Here is a 21,756-nt window from a genome sequence, read left to right as displayed (position 1 = left end):
AAACCTTCAGAAGATATTCTAACGGAGGATTGTGTTGTTAACAAAGAGCAGAGTAAAAAAGGATCTAGTCTATGCCTATCAGATTTTGTCCTACCTTAAGTTCGATGATCATACATATACTCACCTTTCAGTGCGTTCTGAAGATCAAAAGTCGTTTTATATTTATCCGTTTGGTATGCGTTTTGATGAAGTAGATGAACGTTCGTTAATGAAAGTATCACTTGATGGGGATGTAATTGAAGGCAAAGAATATCAATATAATAGAACTGGCTATATAATTCATGGTTTTGTTTATCAAGCAAGGAAAGATATTCAAGCAATTTTTCACTTGCATACACCTTCTATTGTAGCGGTTTCTTCTCTCAAAGATGGGCTGCTTCCTATAAGTCAATGGGCACTGCACCTTTACAATAAAATCTCTTACCATAATTATAATTCCCTAGCACTTAACGATACAGAAGGAAAGAGGTTAATAGCTGATCTGAAAGAAAATTTTGTCATGTTAATGCGTAATCATGGATCTATAACGTGTGGTCGGACTATACAAGAAGCAATGTTTTACACGTATCATTTAGAACGAGCGTGCAAAACTCAATGTTTAACGTTAGCAATGAATAAGGAGTTATCAGTTCCAAGTGAAGAAATTTGTTCAAAAGCTGTAAAGGATCTCCTATCTTTTGAAAGCAATCTTGGTGAGAGAGATTGGCACGCATGGGTTAGACTAATTAAAAGTAAGCTATAAGAGGCTTTCGCACTACTATCTGTCATCCAAGTAGATACCACCGCGCCGCTAACAAGTAGCGGAATGACGAATTTGTTGTTTTTCAAATTGTAGGTAAACCTAAAGCTATAGAAAAAAAGAAGAACCAGTTTCTTAGTTCTTCATTGACATAATCCACTTCATATGCCATAATAAAATTTTATATCTTGGAGAAGGAAATGACATTAAGGTTAATACTACAAGAAGTCAACAGTAGTCCAGATCTGAGTAAGGAAAATTTAATTGATAGAATTAAAGATAAGCTGCAGCAGGAAAATCAACTTATATATGATGAGTGGAAAAAAAGCGAATTTGATATAAATTACACGTTTATAATACTCAAGTGCAATTTATTACTTATAGCAGCTGAAAATGGCTATGAAAAAGTAGTAAGATACTTAACAAAAAACGGAGCTAATGTTAATGTACAAGATGAATGGGAAAAAACCTCCTTACATTATTCTGCTCAGCATGGGCATACACAAGTAGTAGAAGTTTTGCTAGAAGAAGGAGCAGGCGTTAATGCACAAGATGAAGATAAAGGGACTCCTTTGCATTATGCTGCCAAACACGGGCATACAAAGACAGTGAAACTTCTACTAAAAAATGGAGCTAATATCAATCTACAAGATGAAGGTGGAAGAACTCCTTTGCATTATGCTGCTGAGCACGGGCATATAAAGACAGTGAAACTTCTACTAAAAAATGGAGCTAATATCAATCTACAAAATAAAAATAGATATACCCCTTTGAGTTGTGCTTGGCATAGTAAATATCCAGAAATGGCAAAACTTCTGCTAAATTATGGTGCAGACCCATCATTTATTCATAGACCTAAAGCTACAAAAGCAGGAATTACTGTGGGTATATTAGCTGCCATTGTTGCTCCATTAGCACTCATTTATGCTACTGCATTACCTGCACTAGCAATAGTTGGAATTACTGTGGCATCTGTACTGATAGTTGGTGGTATTACCTATGGTGTTGCGTATAAGTCGTCAGAGCATTCGTTAAATAGCAAGTTAAGTGAGGTTAGCTGCAGTAATGTAGGTGAACAGACCACAGCTAATTCACCACAGTAACCGCGCCATGGCAGTGTTTGTATTTTTCTTAGAACCTGTACATGATCTCAAGAAAGGAATAAACTAAGAGATAATGTATATAAGTTAGGATATATGAGGAGTTTATACCCAAGTGATATAAGTCGGGAAAGATTTGAGATTATGTTACCAGATCTAGAGTCCTGTAGAAAAAAAACAAAACCAAGAAAACTTGATTTGTATGATGTATTTTGTGGAGTGTTATACGTTCTGAAAAGCGGTTGTCAGTGGAGAATGCTACCAAAAGAGTTTCCAAAATGGCGCAATTGTTACGACTATTTTAAGAAGTGGAGTGAAAAACCAGATGCAGATAAAGAAAGTGTTCTGGAGCTGGTGTTAAAAAAAAATAGTTGGCGTGGTCCGACAAAACAATGGTCGGAAAGAAAAAACCAGCTTCTGCATAATTGATGCACAGAGTGTAAAAAATGCAGATACTGCTGAAGAAAAAGGCTATGATGCAGGCAAAAAGATTTCAGGAATAAAACGCCATATTGCAGTAGATACGCAAGCATGCAATTTATATAACAACAGCAGAGATAACTGACCGTAGCAGTGCTGTGAGAATGGTCGAAAATGCAAAAGAAAACCTCTCGGGAGTTAAAAATGTACTGGTTGATGCAGGCTATACTGGAGAGAATTTTGCAACTCAAATAAAAACGATTATTGGTGCAACCGTTGAAGTGATAAAAAGAAATGAATTACATTCCTTTGTTGTATTGCCCAAAAGATGGGTTGTGGAGCGATCTTTTGCTTGGTTAGAAAAATGTAGAAGATTGTGGAAAAATTGTGAGCGAAAACTCAATACTAGCCTACAAATGGTCGTTCTGGCTTTCACTGCCTTACTTCTGAAAAGATTATGAACAGGCTCTTAGAGAAACAACGTCTAGATTGACATAATCCACTTCATACGCCATGATAAAATTCTGAAGTCTGGAAAGACTGCAAGTATAAAAAGGAGCAAAATGCTAGGGATAATTTATTTAGCAATTCTGGGAATAGCTGTAGTAATAGGGGCTATAGTAAGTATTTTAACAGGTCTTGCACTCAGTACCTTGACTAGTCTTTCACCTCTGATGATAGGTGGAATTGTTGGTGCTATTTCTGTAGCGCCATTAATTGTAACTTTCATAAAAGCGCCCTTATCCAACAATGATCGTCGTGTAAGTGATTTAACATTAAAAGAAATTGCATGTCTAGCTGGTTTGTTTATTGGAAGTGTTGCAGTTGGAGTTGGCCTTGGTAGTGTCGCTCCAATAGTTAAAGTAAATTCTTTATCGTCTTTATCAACTACGATGAATTCTTTACTGATGATAGGAGTGACAGCACCAGTACTGCCAATTGTAGCTGCAATTGGAATAGCTATTGCATTGGATAAAATTAAAAGACTAATGAAGTCATCAGAGAAAGAGCCTTCTCGACTAACAGAAGAGGAGTTACAGAATTTATCGAACGAGTTAAAAGAGATTAGCTGTAATAAAGTACGTAAGACCACAGCTAATTCACCACAGTAACCGCGCCGTGGCAGTGCTTGTATTTCTTTCCGGAGTTGCAAGGACATTTGTCGTTTCTTGAGACTTTGGAAAGTCTGCTATTTCTAGCAGAATGTAACCTATTGCCTATCTCTTGGTTGTCTGCCAACTTAAAGTGTGCTAAGCGGTGAATGGTGAGCTCCTTCCATTTTTCAAGCATTGACTCAAACATCAAGAAAGCTTCGCGTTTAAATTCATTCAGTGGATCTTTCTGCCCCATGGCACGTAAGCTTATGCTCTGTCTTAAGCTTTCTAAAGTTGAAAGGTGTTCCCTCCATAAATGATCAAGTGTCATTATCATCATTTGCTTCACGATCGTATTCCACAAATCTGTAGTGTGCTGACTGTTGAAATATTTTTCTTTCTCAGTAAAAAATTCTTGTATCTTATCATTTATATAATTCAAAGCTTCTTGTTTGTTTAAAAACTTTGCTAAATCTTCTTTATCAAGTGTTATTCCATACCTTGTATGAAATTCTTTGGCTATATCTTCAATATAATCCTCATAATAGCCACTTTGGATTATACCTTCTACTACGCTCTCATTTACTTCGCTATACACTTCAAACAAATCATTGATTTCATTGCCTAAGATATTGTTTCTCTGCTTAAAAATAACTTTACGTTGGTTATTGATTACGTCATCAAACTTAAGCAAAGACTTCCGCACATCATAATTTCTAGCTTCAACTTTCTTTTGCGCTTTCTCGAGTGCCTTATTGATCCATGGATGATGAATAGCTTCGTTATTCTTTAACCCTACTTTTTGTAAAAAGCTTCTCATTCTATCAGAACCAAATATTCTCATCAGGTCATCTTCAAGTGATAAAAAGAACTTAGAAAGTCCAGGATCACCCTGACGGCCAGAACGGCCGCGTAATTGATCATCTATTCTCCTGCTTTCATGTCTTTCGGTTCCAACCACACATAAACCACCAGCTTTTATAGCAATTTCCTTATCTTTTTTTACTCTTTCGACTATTTCTTGGTATTTTTTTTCTCTTTCATCAGCATTTTTTATCTTCTTTAGCTCTACCTTTGCGATCATTTCAGCGTTTCCACCGAGTTGAATGTCAGTTCCACGTCCTGCCATGTTAGTTGCTATAGTGATACTACCTGGCACTCCAGCTTGTGCTATTATGTACGCCTCTTGTTCATGATAACGAGCATTCAATACTGAATGCTTAAGAGAATGGCTTTGCAAAAGCGCAGAAAGCTTCTCAGAGTTTTCGATGCTCACCGTGCCAACAAGGACCGGTTGAAGGCGTTTGTAGCATTCTTCTATAAACTTCAACACAGCATTAAACTTTTCCTTTTCTGTACCGTAAATTTCATCATCAATATCAACTCTTTTTACAGGTACATTGGTTGGAATTTTTACTACATTTAGTCTGTATATATCATGAAACTCTTCTGCCTCTGTTGCTGCTGTTCCAGTCATTCCAGAAAGTTTATTGTACATACGAAAGTAATTCTGAAATGTGACCGATGCTAAAGTTTGGTTTTCATGCTGAATTTCAAGATTCTCCTTCGCTTCAAGCGCCTGGTGAAGACCATCGGAATATCTCCTGCCCTCCATCATACGCCCAGTAAATTCATCAATAATCACTACCTTTCCATCTTTCACTATATAATCTTTATCAGCAGTGAACAGCTTATGTGCACGTAATGCTTGGTCTATATAATGAGTCATTATCATGCTGTCAGTATCATAGAGCGAGGAATTTTCAGGAATGAGATTGTATGACCTGAGTAGTTCCTCCACTCGTGAAATACCATCTTCAGTCAAGAATACCGTTCTACCTTTTTCATCTACTTCATAATCAGAGTCAACTAATTTGGTCACTATTTTATTGATGTGCTTATATATCTGATTGTTTTCCTCAACCGGGCCAGAAATAATAAGCGGAGTGCGAGCTTCATCAATGAGTATTGAGTCCACTTCATCAACTATTCCGTAGTGAAAGCCTCTCTGAACCATGTCTTCTTGAGAAAATTTCATATTGTCTCGCAGGTAATCAAAGGCAAGCTCGTTATTTGTGGAATACACGATATCTGCGCTGTAAGCCTCTTTCCTCTCTTCGTCTGTCAAGTTATTCGTAATAAACGCAACAGAAACCCCAAGAGAATTATATAATTTGCTCATCCATTCTGTGTCTCGTTTTGCAAGGTAGTCGTTAACAGTTACGACGTGCACGCCTTTCCCTTCTAAGGAATTTAGATATGCTGCTAAAGTTGCAACGAGTGTCTTTCCCTCTCCTGTTTTCATTTCTGATATCATGCCATTATGGAGCACCATTCCACCAATTAGCTGAACATCAAAATGTCTCATGTTAAGAAACCTTCGGGAGACTTCACGCACAACTGCAAATGCAGGTACGAGAAGATCATTTAACGTTTTCCCATTTTTCAATTCCTGTTTGAATTCTTGAGTTTTACCAGCAAGCTCCTCATCAGATAAGCTCTGCATTTCTGTTTCTAATGCATTTATTTGCTGAACAATTTTCCTAAAGGATTTTATTATCTTCTTATTTGTTGACCCAAATATCTTTCTTATAAAAAAGAATGACAACGTAAAAATGAAAAATATAAGAATGGCTGTCAAAATTAGCGGAGAATCTAGCATAAACTTAAGTAAAGTCTTATTTAATATGAGATTATATTACTAAATGCAGCCTACAGCAATTACATATTAGATTCGGGAAATCTTTATGCTTAAAACAGCAAACAAAATCGACCCTGTTCGGCACTGTTATTGAAATGTTAAAGAATCTGTTGCATTATCTTAGGCACTTGGTGACCTATAATTTTTTATAGAAAGAAGTTATGGTATGAATGTAGAAAACAAACAGTCTGAAGTACTTAGTAATCGTACATTTAAGAAGAGAGATGGTGCATCAGAAGGCATTTGTGGTTATGATTACGAAATAACATTATCAATGTTGTACCTACTTCATGGGTTAAGAGGTGAAAGTGACTTTTGGTTAGCATCAAATATAGAAGGTTTTGGAGCCTTTGACGATATTTTTTTTGAACATGAAGATCAAAACAAGTCGAGAATTGTTTTGGTTCAAGTTAAGCATTGTAATAAGCCTAGACTTTCAAAGAATATTACATTTGGAGATTTGTTTGTTGATGGAAACGATAGAAAGCGACAAAAAAAGAATTTCGGGTTAAACAAATATTTTGTTGAATATTATCTCAAGATTAATCAAAACCCTGAGTATAAGAACAGTAATATTACATTTGTCATTCATGCTAATGTTAATGTGAACTTAAAAAAAGGTACAGAAAAGCAAGGCAAAGTAGAAACATTAGAGAAGTATCTGGAAGAGTCAAAGTTAACAGATGATAACATTTTAAGTATTTATGAAGGTCAAAAAGGAACGTGCTACAAAATAAAAAATCATCTTGAACTGAAAAAATACTTCAGTTGCGGCAGTGAAGATGAAATAGAAGATTTTTTACTTAGAATAAGGTTTGTAGTTAATCAACCTAGTCAACCAAAACTAGAGAGTATTATTAAGAGAGAAATAGAAGTAGAAATAGAAAAAAAATACGAAACATCAGAAAAAAAAGACGCTGATATGGTTTTTGGTTCTGTATATCAAGATGTAAAGAAATGCTTGGCAAAAGGTAGCAAAGTTCCTTATCTAACAAGAAAAGACAATTATTTTAAGAAAGCTATAGAACATCTTTATAGTCTCAAACTTAAAGAAGATCTACCTGAATTTTGGCAAGTCCCTCTTCGAAATTATAACTTTGTCGGCAGAGAAGCGCTGCTAGATAAAATAGAAGAATGCCTGAAAGCTAATGATACAGCAACACTAGTTGCTTGTCATGGAATAGGTGGAATAGGTAAAACACAATTAGCATTAGAATTTATTTGGAGTAAGCTCCAAAAATATAGATGGATAATTTGGCTTGATACACGAGATAGAAATACTTTAATTAACGAGTACATCAAGTTAGGACGTGGACTAAACGTTATTCATGGTTACAGAGAAAACGTTCGTGAAGAAGATCACGCCAAGCATGTTAAGTATTGGCTAGAACACCCTGAACGTGCTGGATGGCTACTGATATGCGATAACGCTCCTAACTACAAAGATATAGCAGATTTACTTCCTATAAAAGGAGGAAAGATATTATTAACTTCTCGTTATACATTTGGCTGGCCACAACCACAGAACACTATTTCTGTTGATGTTTTTGAATCTAGAGAATCAAGGGACTATATCTGTAAGATACTAGAAGTAAAAGGAAAAAAACTAGACATAACTCAAGTGGATACATTAGCAAAGACATTAGGTCATTTACCTTTAGCTTTAGCCCAAGCAAGCACTTATATAAAGAAAACAGTTATAAGTATTTCAGACTATTTGAAATTATATAATGATAGAAAACGAACTTTATTATCTGATAAAACATTGCTCGAAACATTTCCACCTGGTGCTAATAGAGAGACTGCAGCAATAGTGTATGTTACATGGGACATTACAGTAGAAGCAATCAAAAGAGAATCTTCATTGGCGGCTAACTGGCTTACTGCTTGTGCTTACTTAGGCGGTAGCTCTATTCCTAAATTTCTACTAGAAGTCTTTGCTGATAATCAAGAGAATAATCCTTCCTTAGAAACTTTCCATGAAGCGTTTGGAATATTAATAAGTTATTCTATGTTAACTGTCAAAAAAGATCATAGCATGTTAGTACACAACTTGGTTCAAGAGGTTACAAGGCTAAAGTCAGAGAAAAGTGGTAAAACCAAAGAAGAAATAAAAACTGTTTTTCAACTATTACAAGAGGGTTTTCCTTACGCCAGTGATAAATTAGAAGATTATGCTAAGAAACGACAATTATTACCACATTTAGAAGCATTTTTATCACACATGGATAATTTGCTAGAAAAAAATTCTTCAGAAAAGCAAACAATAGAAAAGGATTATCTTTTAGATTTGTTAATGTGGATTAATGATGGATACTCTGATTTAGGTAACCCTAAAAGACAAAAGGAGTTGATCGAATGGATTTTACCTATTCTTCAGAGGCATTTTATCCCTGATTATGAAATTGCTACACTGCTGGTAAGTCTTGGTATTGCTTATAATGCTTTAGACAATCCTCGGAACGCAAAAGAGTTGTTTGAATGGGCTTTACCTATTCTTGAGAAACATTATGGACTTGATCATTTCGAAGTTGCTAAACTACGGGCAAACCTTAGCCACGCTTATGAGAATTTAGATAGTCCCCGGAGAGCAAAAAAGTTGTTTGAATGGGCTTTACCTATTCTTGAGAAACATTATGGCTCTGATCATCCTAAAGTTGCTGTCATACTGACAAACCTTGGCCACGCTTATGAGAATTTAAATAGTCCCCGGAGAGCAAAAAAGTTGTTTGAGCAAGCTTTAGCAATTCAAGAGAAACATTATGGACTTGATCATTTCGAAGTTGCTAAACTACGGGCAAACCTCGGTCTTGTTTGTTATGCTTTGGGTGATCTTCAGAAAGCAAAGGAGCTGTCTGAACGGGCTTTACCTATTTTTGAGAAACATTACGGTCCTGACCATCTTGAAGTTGCTAAACTGTTGTCAAACTTAGGTGTCATTTATGGGGGTCTAGGTTATCATAAGAAAAGAAAGAGGTTACTTGAATGGGCTTTAGCAATCAAAAGGAAACATTACAGGTCTGACCATTTCGAAGTTGCTATACTGCTGGTAAATCTTGGTATTACTCATAATGCTTTAGATAATCCTCAAAAAGCAAAAGAGTTGTTCGAACGGGCTTTATCTATTTTTGAGAAACATTATGGTTATGACCATCCTGAAGTTGCTAAACTACTGGTAATCCTTGGCATTACTTATGGTGTTTTAAGTAACCATCAGAAAAATCAAGAGTTGCTTAAACGGGCTTTACCTGTTTTTAAGAAACATTATGGCCCTGATCATCCAGAAATTGCTATTATACTAATAAGCCTCGGCATCTCTCATGGGGACTTAGGTGACCACGAGAAACAAAAGGAGCTGTTTGAACAGGCCTTGCCTATTGTTGAGAAACATTATGGCCCTGATCACCCTGAAGTTGCTACACTACTGATAAACCTAAGCGACGCCTATGGTGCTCTAGGTAACCATAAGAAACAAAAGGAGTTGTTTGAACGGGCTTCATCTATCTTTACGAAACATTACGGTCCTGATCATCCAGAAGTTGCTAAACTATTGGCAGAGCTAGATGATGTTTAGGTTTTTAGCAATACTAGATTAGCAACAACTCATTTGAGCTACACTTCCAAAACTAATCTATTTGGATCTTCTATATAATTTTTTATTTTAACGAGGAAAGTAACTGCTCCTTTGCCATCAACTATTCTGTGGTCGTAAGAGAGGGCAATGTACATCATAGGTCTGATTTCAATTGAGTTGCCCACAGCAACTGGCCTGTTTTGTATTGAATGCATTCCCAGTATTCCAGATTGCGGAGGGTTTATTATGGGAGTAGAAAGAAGCGAACCGTATACTCCGCCGTTTGAGATGGTAAATGTTGCACCTTCCATTTCTGATACTTGTAATTTACCCTCGCGAGCTTTTTTGCCAAGAGCAACTAAAGTCAACTCGATTTCTGCAAATGACATCTGATCGGCACTCCGAATAACTGGCACAACAAGGCCTTTGTCAGTGCCAACAGCAACACCTATGTCATAGTAATGTTTATATATGATTTCATCGCCTGAGATTTCAGCATTAATTTCAGGAATTTCTTTCAGTGCTTGCACCGCTGCCTTTATAAAAAACGACATAAAACCAAGTTTTATTCCATATTTTTTTTCAAAGGCGTCCTTATATTTTGCTCTTAGATCCATGACATTTTTCATGTCGATTTCATTGAACGTGGTCAGTATTGCGGCAGTATTTTGTGATGCTTTCAAACGAGCGGCAATTACTTGCCTTATTTTACTCATTTTTACTCGTTCCTCTCTTTGCTCTCCACTTGCTATACTTTTTGGCAATTCGTATTGTCTTGTTGAGGGTTGTGCAACGTTTACATCTTTGTTTATATGGCCTATCACATCTGCTTTTGTTACTCTGCCTCCCATGCCAGTTCCTTTGACACTTTCTGCATTAATTGCATTTTCTTCCATAATTTTACGAGCTGATGGAGCATCTTTTTTAGCAGAACTTTCGCTTTTATCTTCTTTTCTCGCTTCCTCTTTTACTTCTCCCACGGAAAGCTTCGCTAATAATTGATCAGGACTTATCACATCATCTTCCTTTACAAGAAATTCAGTTATTTGCCCCGAAGTTTCTGCAGTTAATTCGAGTGCTGTTTTGTCAGTTTCAATTTCAAAAATCAGATCATCTACTTTTACTGCCTCGCCAATATTTTTCTTTATTTTTACTATACCTTCCGTAACTGACTCACCACCAAGAGTTTTTGGCGCTCTGATTTCTATAATTTTGCTCATAAAACAACTTCCGTATAAAACTTTCTATAGATTTATACATGAAAAGAGACATGTAATAAACTAATAAATTCATTGAGGCTCTTATCATTTAGAAGTGACAAACGGATAACATACTCCCAAATGTCATTCCAGCGCGTGACGCTAGGCCATCTTGACAAATTTCGCCAGCCCCTTCTCTCGGCTATGGTATTGCTAATCAAACAATGACTATGCAAACGACCTAATAACATGTATAATCCATAAATAATTTTTGAGGTAGATTGTGAAACTAGGTGTTAATATTGATCACGTTGCAACCCTCCGCAACGCACGCGGAACTTCCTACCCAGATCCATTGAAAGCAGCAGAAATAGCCATTGACGCTGGAGCAGACTTTATTACTGTACACTTACGAGAAGATAGAAGGCATATTAGAGATGAAGATGTATTTAACCTAAAAAAAAGCATTAGCACTGAGCTAAATCTTGAAATTGCAGCCACGGAAGAAATGCTTGAAATAGCAAAAAAGGTAAAACCCTATTCGATTAGTATAGTACCAGAAAAAAGAGAAGAATTAACAACCGAAGGTGGCCTGGATATCGTGAATATGCACAGTAAACTTTCTAATATAATAGAGAAAATGCATAGCTCTAGCATAAAAGTCTCACTGTTTATCGATCCAAATATTAATCAACTAAAATATCTTGAGAAGCTAGAGATAAAACCTGACATAATAGAAATTCACACAGGGGATTACTGTGATAATCCATCAGAGAAAAAGTTACAGTTAATTACTAATGCTGCAGAGTACGTCAATAAATTAGGAATAGAATGCCACGCAGGACATGGCATAACTTATAAACACGCTAAGAAGATGACAAGAATACCTCACATCTCAGCTTTTAACATAGGCCACTATTTAATTAGCGAAGCTGTATTTTATGGCTTACACAGCGTAGTAAAAACAATGAAAATGATAATGTCTAACTAACTGCTGCTTCTTCCTTCTCATTTAAAATACTTAAAAGAGTTTGGCTTGCTTTAAATTTTACCCTTGTCTTTTTAGGAACAGTCATGATCTCACCATTTTGGGGGTTACGACATTGTTTCTCCTGACTTATAGCAGTAGAAAATGTTCCTATTCCATGCAAACGTATTTCACCTTTCCCATGCAGCTCATCCTTTATTATTTTAATAAACGCATCATGAATCTTGCTCAAATCAGATTTTGTTATATCTATATTCTGACCAGAACAATCTTCCTTTAATTGTTTTATTATATCTTCTTTACTCATAAATTACCTTAATATTGAAAAAATCACACAAATAGCATATTATGTTGACACCGATAGTCAACTAAATTCATCACAAAAATAGAGGATATCATACACTTTTGCAAATATTTGTATAATACTTACAAAAAAACACCACTATGAAATAACTATCTCTTAGAAAATTGACACTTTTTCCGAGCTTTATGTTGACCATATTTCTTACGTTCAACAACACGTGAATCTCTAGTTAAGAACTCACCATTACGTAATATAGAATGCAAATCTTGGCTTACGCTACTTAAAGCTCTGCTTATTCCATGAGCTAGAGCACCTGCTTGACCAGATAGCCCTCCACCTTTTACAGTTGCAAATACATCATATTTGTCTAACATAGAAGTTGCTATAAATGGCATTTTCACTATTTGGCACACCGACTCTCTTTTAAAATAAGAAATTAGATCGCCTTTTTTATTAACACTAAATTTTCCACTTCCTGGCTTTATCCATACTCTTGCTACAGATTCTTTTCTTCGGCCTGTAGCATATAAACGACCAAGCGAATCAACTGCTGATTTAATTGTCTCTTCTGACCAATCATTGTTATTTATTGTAGAACTCTTCATTTTTACTCCATTACTTTTTATTTTTACGATTCAAAGAGGCAAAATCTATCTTTTCAGGTTGCTGCCCTTGATGCTTATGCTCTGAACCAGAATAAACATACAAATTTTCAAAGCGTCTACGTGCCATAGGGCCATCATCAAGCATCCTTTTCACTGCCATTTCTATTACACGCTCAGGAAATTTGCCATTTAAAATGTTATCTGGAGTAGTTTCTTTCAAACCACCAGAATAACCTGTATGCTTATAGTAAATTTTATCTTTCAGTTTCTTCCCGGTAAAATGCACCTTTTCTGCGTTGATAATAATTACATTATCGCCACAATCCATATGAGGTGTATACTCAGGTTTATGCTTTCCACGTAATAGTGTCGCTACAAATGCTGCAAGCCTTCCTACTACTAATCCTTCTGCATCTATGACAAACCACTTTTTGTCGATTTGTTTCTCTTTTAAGAAAAAAGTCTTCATTGTAATTTAACTAAACAATAGTAAGCTATGATATACTTAATTTCTCAATAGTGTCAACAATATTAGTTATTGATTATTAAAGTAATTTATGTTAGTAATTGAGCTGCGCAACCAATATGCATAGGAAGTAGAATGTTTCGATTGATTATCACACTTGCGATCATTTTTAGTACTATAAGTTGCTATGCAACCGATGTGGGAGAAGTTATAAGCAAAGCCATCAAAAATAGCTCAAAAATAAAGTCTCAATTTTACCAATATAAAAGCGCAGAAAAACACTATAAATCCTCTGGGTTAGCTGGATTTTTACCTGACATTAGTTTGCAGTACAATTTTGATAGTAATTTTAATCTTTATAATCAACCTAATTTATCTGGAAAACGCCTGATATTAACCCAAAAGATAATAGATGGCGGCGGCACCTTTGCCACATTTAGTCGATCAAGTCATCTTCTCAAAGCAGAAAAAATACGATTTCAGCAATCAAAACAAGAGCTTGCACTTAATGCTGTGAAAGCATATGTTAGTGTTTTACAAAAGACAGAAATATTAAAGCTCAGAGAACATAAAGAACGCGTTTCTTTGGAACATTTGTCAGCTATGAAAAAACGCTTTTCTCTTGGAGAGGTAACCAATGCTGAAGTTTTGTTAGCAAAAGCAAAATTTTCGTCTTCTATATCCGAAAGAGTTGATGCTGAAGGTAAATTAAAGTTGGCAAATATTGCTTATTATCATTTGATTGGCGAAGATGCTGATGACCTTTCTGAAGCTAATGATAAACTACCTTCTGTTCCAGAGCTAAATGAATGTTTACAATTAGCAAAAACCAATAATTTATCTCTAAAAGCAGCAGTTTATCAAAAAAGAGCAGCCGGAATGGAAGTGATCGCTGAAAGCTCCAAGTGGCTTCCTTCTTTAAATCTAAGCGCAAGCAAAAATTTTGGGAATAATGGTACACAGTTAAACAATCTATTAGAAGATGTTCATGTAGTTTTTACTCTTGATGTTCCAATCTTTAAAAGAGGAGTTAATGCTTTTGGTGTCAGTAAAGCTAAAATGGATGCAAAAAAATCTACCTATGATTATTATGAAACGGTAAAAAATATAGAACAAGCAGTTGTAAATGCTTGGAATAATGTGCTGACAGCAAAGGCCATTATCAAAGCAAGTCAAGAAGCGGAAAAAGCAGCAGCTCTAGCATTGGAAGGGGTTGAGCAAGAGGTAAACTTAAATTTAAAGAGTACATCTGACCTTTTGGACACTGAAGATGCATTATTTAAAGCACGTTCAGACTTAGTTGAAGCAAAAAGCAATTATGTAACGAGTATTTATCATTTGCTTTTTATGATAAATAGTATAAATCTCTAAATTTAATGGTATTAGCACTATGTATGATGAACAAGGCAATCAATCTGTAAAAGATATCCTAGAAGATATAAAAAAAGCTATATCGGGTAAAAACGCAAGTAACGATAAAGCAGAAATAAAGGATGAAAGTGATGATGTGCTATACCTTGAGGAAGAGTATCCAGAAGACATGGAAGAAGATGGCAAAAAAGAAAATAGTGAAAAAGAGGACATTGATAATGATGACCAAAGTGAGGAAATGGCTTGCAACAATAACCAATTTAATGGCCATAGCTACAATTCAGAAGAAAAAAAAGATATTTATTTGTACGATGATATCCAAATGAGTAATAACAAAGCGAGTAATAGCGGCTTACAAGCGCAAAATAACGATCATCTAATTTTAAAAGAGAATATGGAAGAGATCAAAGCGTTGCTTGGAAAAATGCAAAACGAATTGCAGCATAAACAACAAAAAAGAGCCAACCTTACTGTTGAAGAATTAGTTACATCTCTTTTAAAACCTCAGCTCTCAGAATGGCTAAATAAATATCTACATGCACTGGTAAAAGAAGTAGTTGAAAAAGAGCTCAAAGATATAATCAATAATAAGTAGGGTATTAGCAATAAAAATTAGAGTAAAGACGGCAAGGGGTAGAAAATTATCTTCAACAAGGTGGCTACATCGTCATTTGAATGATCAGTATGTGCGAAAAACTAGCAAGGATGGTTATAGGTCACGCTCAGCATATAAGCTGGTAGAAATGGATAATAAATTTAAATTATTCCAAGAAGGGCAAAAAATTATTGATCTTGGTGCTTCTCCTGGTGGATGGTCACAAGTTACATCTCAGAAAGGTGCAAATGTAGTTGCTCTTGACGTAAAACCAATGAATGCAATTAATGGAGTAGAGTTTATACAATGCGATATTATCAATGAGCTTGAAATTTTAAGAGAAAAATTCAAGGATCAAAAATTTGATGTAATTTTATCTGATATGGCCCCCGAATCTTGTGGTTTGAAATCGTTGGATCATATCAGAATTATGCTTTTATGCGAAGCAGCGCTCAATTTTGCAAAGCATTTCTTGAGCCATGGTGGCACGTTTGTAGTAAAAATTTTCCAAGGGGAATCTGATAAAGATTTTTGTAACGAGCTAAAAAAAATGTTTAAAACAGTAAAATACTTTAAACCAAAGTCAAGTAGATCTGAATCTACAGAAATGTATTTGGTAAGTTTAGGCTTTATTGGCAGGAGAGTAGACCGGCAGAACTTCCCCACCAGTTCCTTGCAAAACTGTACATAAAGTAGAGTGGGCAGCCAGCGAGTTACTTGTTAAGTACTTTTCCAACAACCCCTCTCCGAACCACGCATGATCGTTTCCGTATCACGTGGCTCTCCAATAATCTAACGTTTTAAGGAGTCACCATCATATTTTCCATATTGGATTTTCTTATGGCATTCATGACAAACAACAAGAGTTTTCCTCTGTCGTTCAATCATTCTCTTTTTCCATTCCGGTAGTTCAGTATTACGTTTACCTAGCAAATCAGCAAGTTTACGTACGTGATGTACTTCAATCTGCTCTTGTGATTTACATAATTCACAAGTTTGTGCCAATAGTCTTTGCTCTATTTCACTACGCTTATTCCATATTGGTATAAGGTTATCACTTATGCTTACCCATTTATTCCATTTTAGCGACACAGCACCAAAGTGTGTAATTAATGGTATCTTTGATGGTAAACGATCTACTCTGATTTGGATGACTTTTCGTTTTTCACCTTCATCGTTTTCAATCGTCGCACCAAATTTTCTATAAATTTTCCTGCAAGTTGTTTTGTATTTAGATGCTAAAGTCTTTACTAATGATACTTCCATCACATATTTCAGATAACTTAGTGTGTGAAGGTTGTAGGCCATTTTATAGTATTGTACAATTCCTCGATATTCAGTTTGATACTGAGCAACAATACTGTAAGCTGTATCAATTGTACGTTGAGGTAAATGTATCGGTTTACCACAACGCATATATTCAGAACACTTTTTCTGCTTTATATGATGTGGTACACGTAACCCAATACTACCGTTAATACATCGTTGTGTCCGATGATCATGTTTGTCATCTGCATGCAAAACATGTATTTCATAACCCAAAAAATTGGCTTTGCTATCACACGCATGTGTAATAAACGTTTTATCTTCATTAAGCATAAGTTTGAGCTCCTCATTGAGAAACCCAGCAATCTCATTCTTAATTTGTTCAGCTTCATTCTTTGGTCCTGCAAACCCTACCAGAAAATCATCAGCATACCTAACATACCAAAGACGTCGATAATTTAGATCGCAAGAATCCTTAGATGGCATACCCTGCACTAATTGACGCAGTTGTTTTGCTTGATCCCAGTTCCCTTGTTTTCTCATCATCGATACTTGCATGGTTAACCTTAAATATTTTGGATTTGTCCTTCTTCGCTTACCTCGGTTATTTGCTGGTATTAGTATATGCTCCACATGTTTATCTAACCGATCGAGTAATATGTTACTCAGAATTGGACCAATAATAGAACCTTGTGGTACCCCACTATGACTCTTATTGTACTTCCAATTTTCCATATATCCTGCTTTTAGCAGTCGATTGATTAGCTGAATAAAACGGTTATCTTGGAAGCTTTCACTCAGTATTTTCAACAACATAGTATGATCAATTGAGTCATAACATGCACTGAGATCTCCCTCTATAAACCATTTTGTACCTCTGCCTTTTTGCATTACTGCTCTTAATGCAGTGTGGCATCCACGCTTTGGTCGAAATCCATGTGAACATTCACTAAATTTAGGCTCATAGTAGGCTTCCAATATTAATCGGATTACTTCTTGAAGTAACTTATTTGACCATGTTGGCAACCCTAACGGCCTGCGTTTACCACTCTTCTTTAAAATATAGATACGTTTTACTGGTGTCCACCGATATCGCTCATAGCGTAAATCCTCTATGATTTTATCGATTTTCTCCAAAGACATACCATCAACTGTTTCAGTTGTCACACCTTCTGTCATAGCACCTTTATTACGACAAAGTTTGCCATACGCTCGAAGGTAAAGATCACTCTGATAAAGTAGGCGATATACGTTTTTAACCGGCAAATTTCTTTGTCCACGTTCACGTATAATGTTAAGTATTGTTTCAGCTTTCCGCATCTTGCGTACCTCCCAATTTCAACATTCAATTATCTGTCACCCTTTGCCCTGTATGTGGCTTTCCCACACTCCCCGGTGATTCGTTACTTTCACGACTACTACGATGACTCCGTAACCATAGAACTCGCGTTCCTTAGGTCATCCCATGTTCCGTCACTAAGAACTGTTCTAGATCAACTTAGGTTTTCCATTCATCCTCTTAAATAAGTTCACTACTTATCGTTCTACAGCCAGAATGTCACACAAACGAAAGTTTAATCTGTGCTTACCGTAGACATGGGGTTTTAAATGCGATACCCATGGATGTGAAGTCCCACCCCTGAAGATTAGAATTCAAGCAGTTTAGCTTTAACCATATTGATCAGGTGTTGCAAGCCGTTATCTTATACATCTTCAGATAACTCTCGCTTTACATACATGCTCTTGTCCTCCTTCCCTTTCGGGTTAAAGTTAGTTGTTCACCTCGAGGCCATTTATTCTGAACCCCGCTTAGCTCCGCTAAGTATTTCTTAATGCGTACCACGGCGCACTCTCTCGATTTATACAGCTTCCATTATTCAGCCTTTTGACCTAACCCTAGTGTCCAGTGATAGAAAATATTCGTAGACCTCTTTCTCACCTTTCCTAGAAATTTTCTTGCTAGTCTTCCGTAACTCTTGAGTCTCTTATATTTCTTTTTGACCCACTTTTCTAGATGCCGCTCTATGTTCTTTAGAGGTTTGTATATCTCAATTTTATAGAATTTGCCATAGCCAGCCTCTGACTATTGGATTCACTATCTTTGATATTTCCTCTAATGTTTTGTGTGTATTGCGTAGTATTTTCCATGACCTTATGGTTGTAGTGATATTTTTCTTGGCCTTGTTGCTAATCGCAGGAAGAAATGAAACAAAATGCTTTCCTATTTTATTTCTTGCTAACCTGGGTCTAAATGTGTAACCCAGGAAATCAAAACTTTGTATTGGAAACTCATCTCTCCTATTGTCATCCTTGCAGTACACAATTTGTGTCTTTTCAGGATGCAGTTTTAGCTTACATTGTGCCAATCTTTCTTCGATCGTTACTCTCATAAAGTCTGCCTGTCTCCTAGCTTTGCAGTGCACTATCGCATCATCTACATACCTCTCAAATGGTATTGTGGGGTAGTTTTGCCTCATCCACATATCAAATGCATGATGCATAAATATGTTAGAAATGATTGGGCTTACAGAACCTCCTTGCGGAACTCCCTTATCCCTCACTTCCCTAGTGCCATCTGCTTGTTGAATAGGGGCTTTCATCCACCTTTCAATGTACAGTGTGACCCATTTGCAGTTTGTATGTTTCTTGATAGCTTGCAAAACTAATTCGTGATCCAGATTGTCGAAAAATCCGGATATATCAAGATCTATCGTCCAATCGTACTTCCAGCATCTTTTGCGTGCTGTATCTACCGCATCCAGTGCTGATTTATTTAGTCTATAACCATATGAATCTTCGTGGAATTTTGGCTCTACTAGCGGCTCAAGATACATAGAAGCAGCCGTTTGCCCTATCCTGTCGAATACTGAAGGAACACCTAAAATTCTTTGTCCTCCTCCCGTATCTTTCGGTATTGCTACAGCTTTTACTGGCTCTGGTTCCGGATGACATCCGATTCCATGGCTTGTACAGATTATCTTTTAGATTTTCTTCAAACTTTGTTATCGAAACCTCATCCACACCAGCAGCACCTTTATTTTTCGATACTTGTTTATAAGCTCTCCAAATAAGTCGCTTCGGTATATCAAAAGACTTTGTTTTATTCATTTACTCCTCCCTTTCAGTTGACAAATAATTAAAACTGAATAACTCAGCTCCTTTGCTCCATTTCCATTACAGAAACTTCTTCACTACTACGAGCTCTGTTTTCCGCATCGGTACTCTCATCCTCAGAGATCAGCTCCTTGGACTTCTCCCTTATCATCGAAACGACAGGTTCCCGTAGTTCCACACAATAGCCTAAAATAGATTCATGCCACCTTTATGCCGGACGTTATCTACCCAGTAAGCAAGCTCCCGATAGCCTTATCCCAGGTTACAACAAACCCCTGGTTTTGACGCCATACAACAGGTTTCGACACTTCATCAGTGGTTCACTTACGTTCATCTCTCTATTTCACACATGACGCATAATTGCGCCTTTTCCATAACGCTCACCACCTTGCCAAAGCAGCTTATGGTAGTTTAAAGCCTGCTCTTGCAAACCGGCTTTGAAGGACCTACCTTCATCTATTGCATAGCTTCAACACTTCCCGTGTTTCTACGGCGCACTGTCATCCCAGTACCTTGACTACTTAGATCCAGGAAACTTAACTCTACACCAAGTAAATGTACAATAAGAACTAGATTCCAGACTGGAATGACAGCAGTCCTACGTCATACTGCCGCAGACCGTCATACCGCCGCGGTATCTCAGCCGCTAATACGTAGCGGGATGACGAGTTACTATACCGCCGCGAACCGTCATACCGCCGCGGTATCTCATCCGCTAACAAGCAGCGGGATGACGGTTGTCAGGGTGTCATCCCAGTGCCTTGACACATAGCTGTACAAACGTTTTTGGCTTGACTCACCAGTGGGTGTCATTCCAGTGCTTGACACTGGAATCCAGGTTGCTCACAAGCAAACTAGCATAGAAAGTGGTTACAACGTTTTCGATGAGATTGCAGGAAGGCTGGATTCCAGTGTCAAGCACTGGGATGACACCCTACTAGCGGAAGTTACTCTCAAATGTTTGTTCATGTTAGCTATAAATATTAAGAAATTTACCAGATAAAAAAAGGGCAAAAGAAGCCCCGTGGTTGGCTAATTACTTACATTATACTTTCAAGTATGGCGTTTTTTTATTCTAAACGCTTAATAACCGCGATTCAGCTGCTTTTAAATGCAACTAATCTTAGCTATAAATGTTTAAGAAATTTACTAAACAGAAAAAAAGGCAAAAGAAACCCTAGGGTAGCTAGTTATTCACTATCCATTTTTTAAGTTGGCGTTTTTTGATGTTTTAAATGCTTTATAAGCGTATTTCAGCTTGTGTAGGTAAAAACCCAGAAATTTGATAAAGACATAAGATGCACATAGTGCAAAAAATTAAACATGAGACGCCAAATACGTTGAGTTTTTTTGTCATTTAATCTGTACAGAGAAGATAAATAAATAGCTTCATCCTTATGATAAGGGGACTGGCGAAGCTTGTAAAGCAAGTTTTTCGTTTCTCAACACGCTGCCAAAAGCTATGCAAAAAGTCTAATGAGTTAACTCCCATATATCCTGAGTAGCTCTTGTGCATTAGCTTTGATTAGGATAGGGCATTTTCTGTCATTTAATAGGGAACGCAATATTTCAGTTGCACCTTTAATGTCGTTATTATGTATCTTTACTACAGCGATAGCTTCTTGGCTTGAATAAGGATACACTGTGCTTGATTCTAAATTATCAATTTTATCTTTATTTATTTTCTCACCGTTGGAGTGAAGTAAGCTCATTACTTCTAAGTATTGTGCTAACTCACGCAAAACATTAGGAGCATCTTTATTATCTGCCAAATCATTATAAATAGATGCTGTGTCTGTTGGCATTGAATCTGAGATATGATTGAATGCGCGTTCAAAATTTGCTAAATACTCCCAATTTGAATCTATTTCTTCTAGCAGCGGCTTATTATCTTTTTTAAAGAATAATACTTCGTAAAACTTGTCACCCGCAGTTATAGATTGTTTTGTGTTATCAATGTTGCGCAATAAGTATAATGTGATGCCAATTAACATTGGTGCGAGTGCAAGCAGAAAGATGTATTTTTTCATGGTAGTATTCCAAATAGTTATATATTTATACATTAATGCTTTTGATTTGCAAAAACATATTGACATAGTGATTATATCACATAATAATATTCTCAAAGTTGTTTGAATAGTTGGAGATTAAAATATTTCTAAAGTAGAAATAAAGACAGCAGTATTAAGCTAAATTATTTTTTATCGGATTTATCCGATG

General features: G+C 36.3%; 20 protein-coding genes and 1 pseudogene. 10 read left to right on the top strand and 11 right to left on the bottom strand.

Features of this window, described 5'->3' with window-relative positions; translation table 11 throughout:
- Positions 1–34: 34 nt before the first annotated feature.
- From ABWU69_RS06790 to ABWU69_RS06775, 4 genes and pseudogenes are all read left to right on the top strand, one after another.
- The gene (locus ABWU69_RS06790) at positions 35–742 is read left to right on the top strand and encodes a class II aldolase/adducin family protein (RefSeq protein ID WP_406832729.1); all 708 of its coding nucleotides are present in this window, start codon (positions 35–37) and stop codon (positions 740–742) included.
- Between the two features lie 197 nt (positions 743–939).
- On the top strand, positions 940–1,842 hold the full coding sequence (locus ABWU69_RS06785; protein ID WP_265034973.1) for an ankyrin repeat domain-containing protein: 903 nt from the start codon (positions 940–942) through the stop codon (positions 1,840–1,842).
- Between the two features lie 93 nt (positions 1,843–1,935).
- Positions 1,936–2,720 (top strand): annotated as a pseudogene (locus ABWU69_RS06780) (IS5 family transposase).
- A 102-nt stretch (positions 2,721–2,822) separates the two neighbouring features.
- Entirely contained in the window at positions 2,823–3,371 is a 549-nt protein-coding gene (locus ABWU69_RS06775; RefSeq protein ID WP_265034975.1) for a hypothetical protein, read from the top strand.
- Here ABWU69_RS06775 and secA read toward each other — a convergent pair.
- The gene (gene secA, locus ABWU69_RS06770; protein WP_353285112.1) at positions 3,355–6,015 is read right to left on the bottom strand and encodes a preprotein translocase subunit SecA; all 2,661 of its coding nucleotides are present in this window, start codon (positions 6,013–6,015) and stop codon (positions 3,355–3,357) included. The two genes, ABWU69_RS06775 and secA, sit on opposite strands and share 17 nt — an antisense overlap.
- A gap of 205 nt (positions 6,016–6,220) precedes the next feature.
- On the opposite strand from secA, the gene ABWU69_RS06765 reads away from it, so the two are divergent.
- Positions 6,221–9,628, top strand: coding sequence for a tetratricopeptide repeat protein (locus ABWU69_RS06765; RefSeq protein ID WP_353285111.1), 3,408 nt, complete (start codon positions 6,221–6,223; stop codon positions 9,626–9,628).
- A 38-nt stretch (positions 9,629–9,666) separates the two neighbouring features.
- On the opposite strand, the gene odhB is transcribed toward ABWU69_RS06765, so the two are convergent.
- Positions 9,667–10,848, bottom strand: a complete 1,182-nt coding sequence (odhB, locus tag ABWU69_RS06760; RefSeq protein ID WP_353285110.1) for a 2-oxoglutarate dehydrogenase complex dihydrolipoyllysine-residue succinyltransferase — start codon at positions 10,846–10,848, stop codon at positions 9,667–9,669.
- A gap of 262 nt (positions 10,849–11,110) precedes the next feature.
- Between odhB and ABWU69_RS06755 the strand changes: the two genes are divergently transcribed.
- The gene (locus tag ABWU69_RS06755) at positions 11,111–11,818 is read left to right on the top strand and encodes a pyridoxine 5'-phosphate synthase (RefSeq protein WP_265025884.1); all 708 of its coding nucleotides are present in this window, start codon (positions 11,111–11,113) and stop codon (positions 11,816–11,818) included.
- Here the strand turns inward: ABWU69_RS06755 and ABWU69_RS06750 are convergent.
- The 3 genes from ABWU69_RS06750 to rplM all read right to left on the bottom strand — a co-directional run bounded on the left by ABWU69_RS06750 (position 11,811) and on the right by rplM (position 13,193).
- A complete protein-coding gene (locus ABWU69_RS06750; RefSeq protein ID WP_353285109.1) occupies positions 11,811–12,122 on the bottom strand; it encodes an HU family DNA-binding protein in 312 nt (103 codons plus the stop codon). The genes ABWU69_RS06755 and ABWU69_RS06750 overlap by 8 nt on opposite strands.
- Before the next feature lie 146 nt (positions 12,123–12,268).
- The gene (rpsI, locus tag ABWU69_RS06745) at positions 12,269–12,724 is read right to left on the bottom strand and encodes a 30S ribosomal protein S9 (protein WP_265025882.1); all 456 of its coding nucleotides are present in this window, start codon (positions 12,722–12,724) and stop codon (positions 12,269–12,271) included.
- Positions 12,725–12,734: 10 nt separating this feature from the next.
- Entirely contained in the window at positions 12,735–13,193 is a 459-nt protein-coding gene (rplM, locus tag ABWU69_RS06740) for a 50S ribosomal protein L13 (protein ID WP_265025881.1), read from the bottom strand.
- Between the two features lie 132 nt (positions 13,194–13,325).
- Here rplM and ABWU69_RS06735 point away from each other — a divergent pair, with 132 nt between their 5' ends.
- The 3 genes from ABWU69_RS06735 (at position 13,326) to ABWU69_RS06725 (ending at position 15,847) form a co-directional block, all read left to right on the top strand.
- Complete coding sequence (locus ABWU69_RS06735) at positions 13,326–14,561, top strand: TolC family protein (protein WP_265034981.1); 1,236 nt, start codon at positions 13,326–13,328, stop codon at positions 14,559–14,561.
- Positions 14,562–14,580: 19 nt separating this feature from the next.
- Positions 14,581–15,156 (top strand): PopZ family protein, encoded by a 576-nt coding sequence (locus ABWU69_RS06730; RefSeq protein WP_265034983.1) that lies wholly within the window; start codon positions 14,581–14,583, stop codon positions 15,154–15,156.
- Positions 15,157–15,232: 76 nt separating this feature from the next.
- The gene (locus ABWU69_RS06725) at positions 15,233–15,847 is read left to right on the top strand and encodes an RlmE family RNA methyltransferase (RefSeq protein ID WP_265034985.1); all 615 of its coding nucleotides are present in this window, start codon (positions 15,233–15,235) and stop codon (positions 15,845–15,847) included.
- 101 nt (positions 15,848–15,948) lie between these two features.
- Here ABWU69_RS06725 and ABWU69_RS06720 read toward each other — a convergent pair whose 3' ends face one another.
- From ABWU69_RS06720 to ABWU69_RS06700, 5 genes are all read right to left on the bottom strand, one after another.
- Entirely contained in the window at positions 15,949–17,742 is a 1,794-nt protein-coding gene (locus ABWU69_RS06720) for a reverse transcriptase/maturase family protein (RefSeq protein WP_265034303.1), read from the bottom strand.
- A 734-nt stretch (positions 17,743–18,476) separates the two neighbouring features.
- Positions 18,477–19,307, bottom strand: a complete 831-nt coding sequence (locus tag ABWU69_RS06715) for a reverse transcriptase domain-containing protein (protein ID WP_265035731.1) — start codon at positions 19,305–19,307, stop codon at positions 18,477–18,479.
- Positions 19,246–19,530, bottom strand: coding sequence for a hypothetical protein (locus tag ABWU69_RS06710; protein WP_353285108.1), 285 nt, complete (start codon positions 19,528–19,530; stop codon positions 19,246–19,248). Before ABWU69_RS06710 ends, ABWU69_RS06715 begins: the two co-directional genes overlap by 62 nt.
- Before the next feature lie 43 nt (positions 19,531–19,573).
- Positions 19,574–19,714, bottom strand: a complete 141-nt coding sequence (locus tag ABWU69_RS06705; RefSeq protein WP_265025876.1) for a hypothetical protein — start codon at positions 19,712–19,714, stop codon at positions 19,574–19,576.
- A 391-nt stretch (positions 19,715–20,105) separates the two neighbouring features.
- Positions 20,106–20,258: a hypothetical protein gene (locus tag ABWU69_RS06700; protein ID WP_341812811.1), complete on the bottom strand. Its 153-nt coding sequence runs from the start codon at positions 20,256–20,258 to the stop codon at positions 20,106–20,108.
- A 95-nt stretch (positions 20,259–20,353) separates the two neighbouring features.
- Here ABWU69_RS06700 and ABWU69_RS06695 point away from each other — a divergent pair, with 95 nt between their 5' ends.
- Complete coding sequence (locus ABWU69_RS06695; RefSeq protein ID WP_265034989.1) at positions 20,354–20,539, top strand: hypothetical protein; 186 nt, start codon at positions 20,354–20,356, stop codon at positions 20,537–20,539.
- Positions 20,540–21,017: 478 nt separating this feature from the next.
- On the opposite strand, the gene ABWU69_RS06690 is transcribed toward ABWU69_RS06695, so the two are convergent.
- Complete coding sequence (locus ABWU69_RS06690; protein WP_265025875.1) at positions 21,018–21,632, bottom strand: hypothetical protein; 615 nt, start codon at positions 21,630–21,632, stop codon at positions 21,018–21,020.
- Positions 21,633–21,756 lie beyond the last annotated feature (124 nt).

Origin of the sequence: Wolbachia endosymbiont (group A) of Beris morrisii (genome assembly GCF_964028185.1) — a bacterium.
GTDB lineage: Bacteria > Pseudomonadota > Alphaproteobacteria > Rickettsiales > Anaplasmataceae > Wolbachia.
This window is presented reverse-complemented; position numbering and strand designations above follow the sequence as displayed.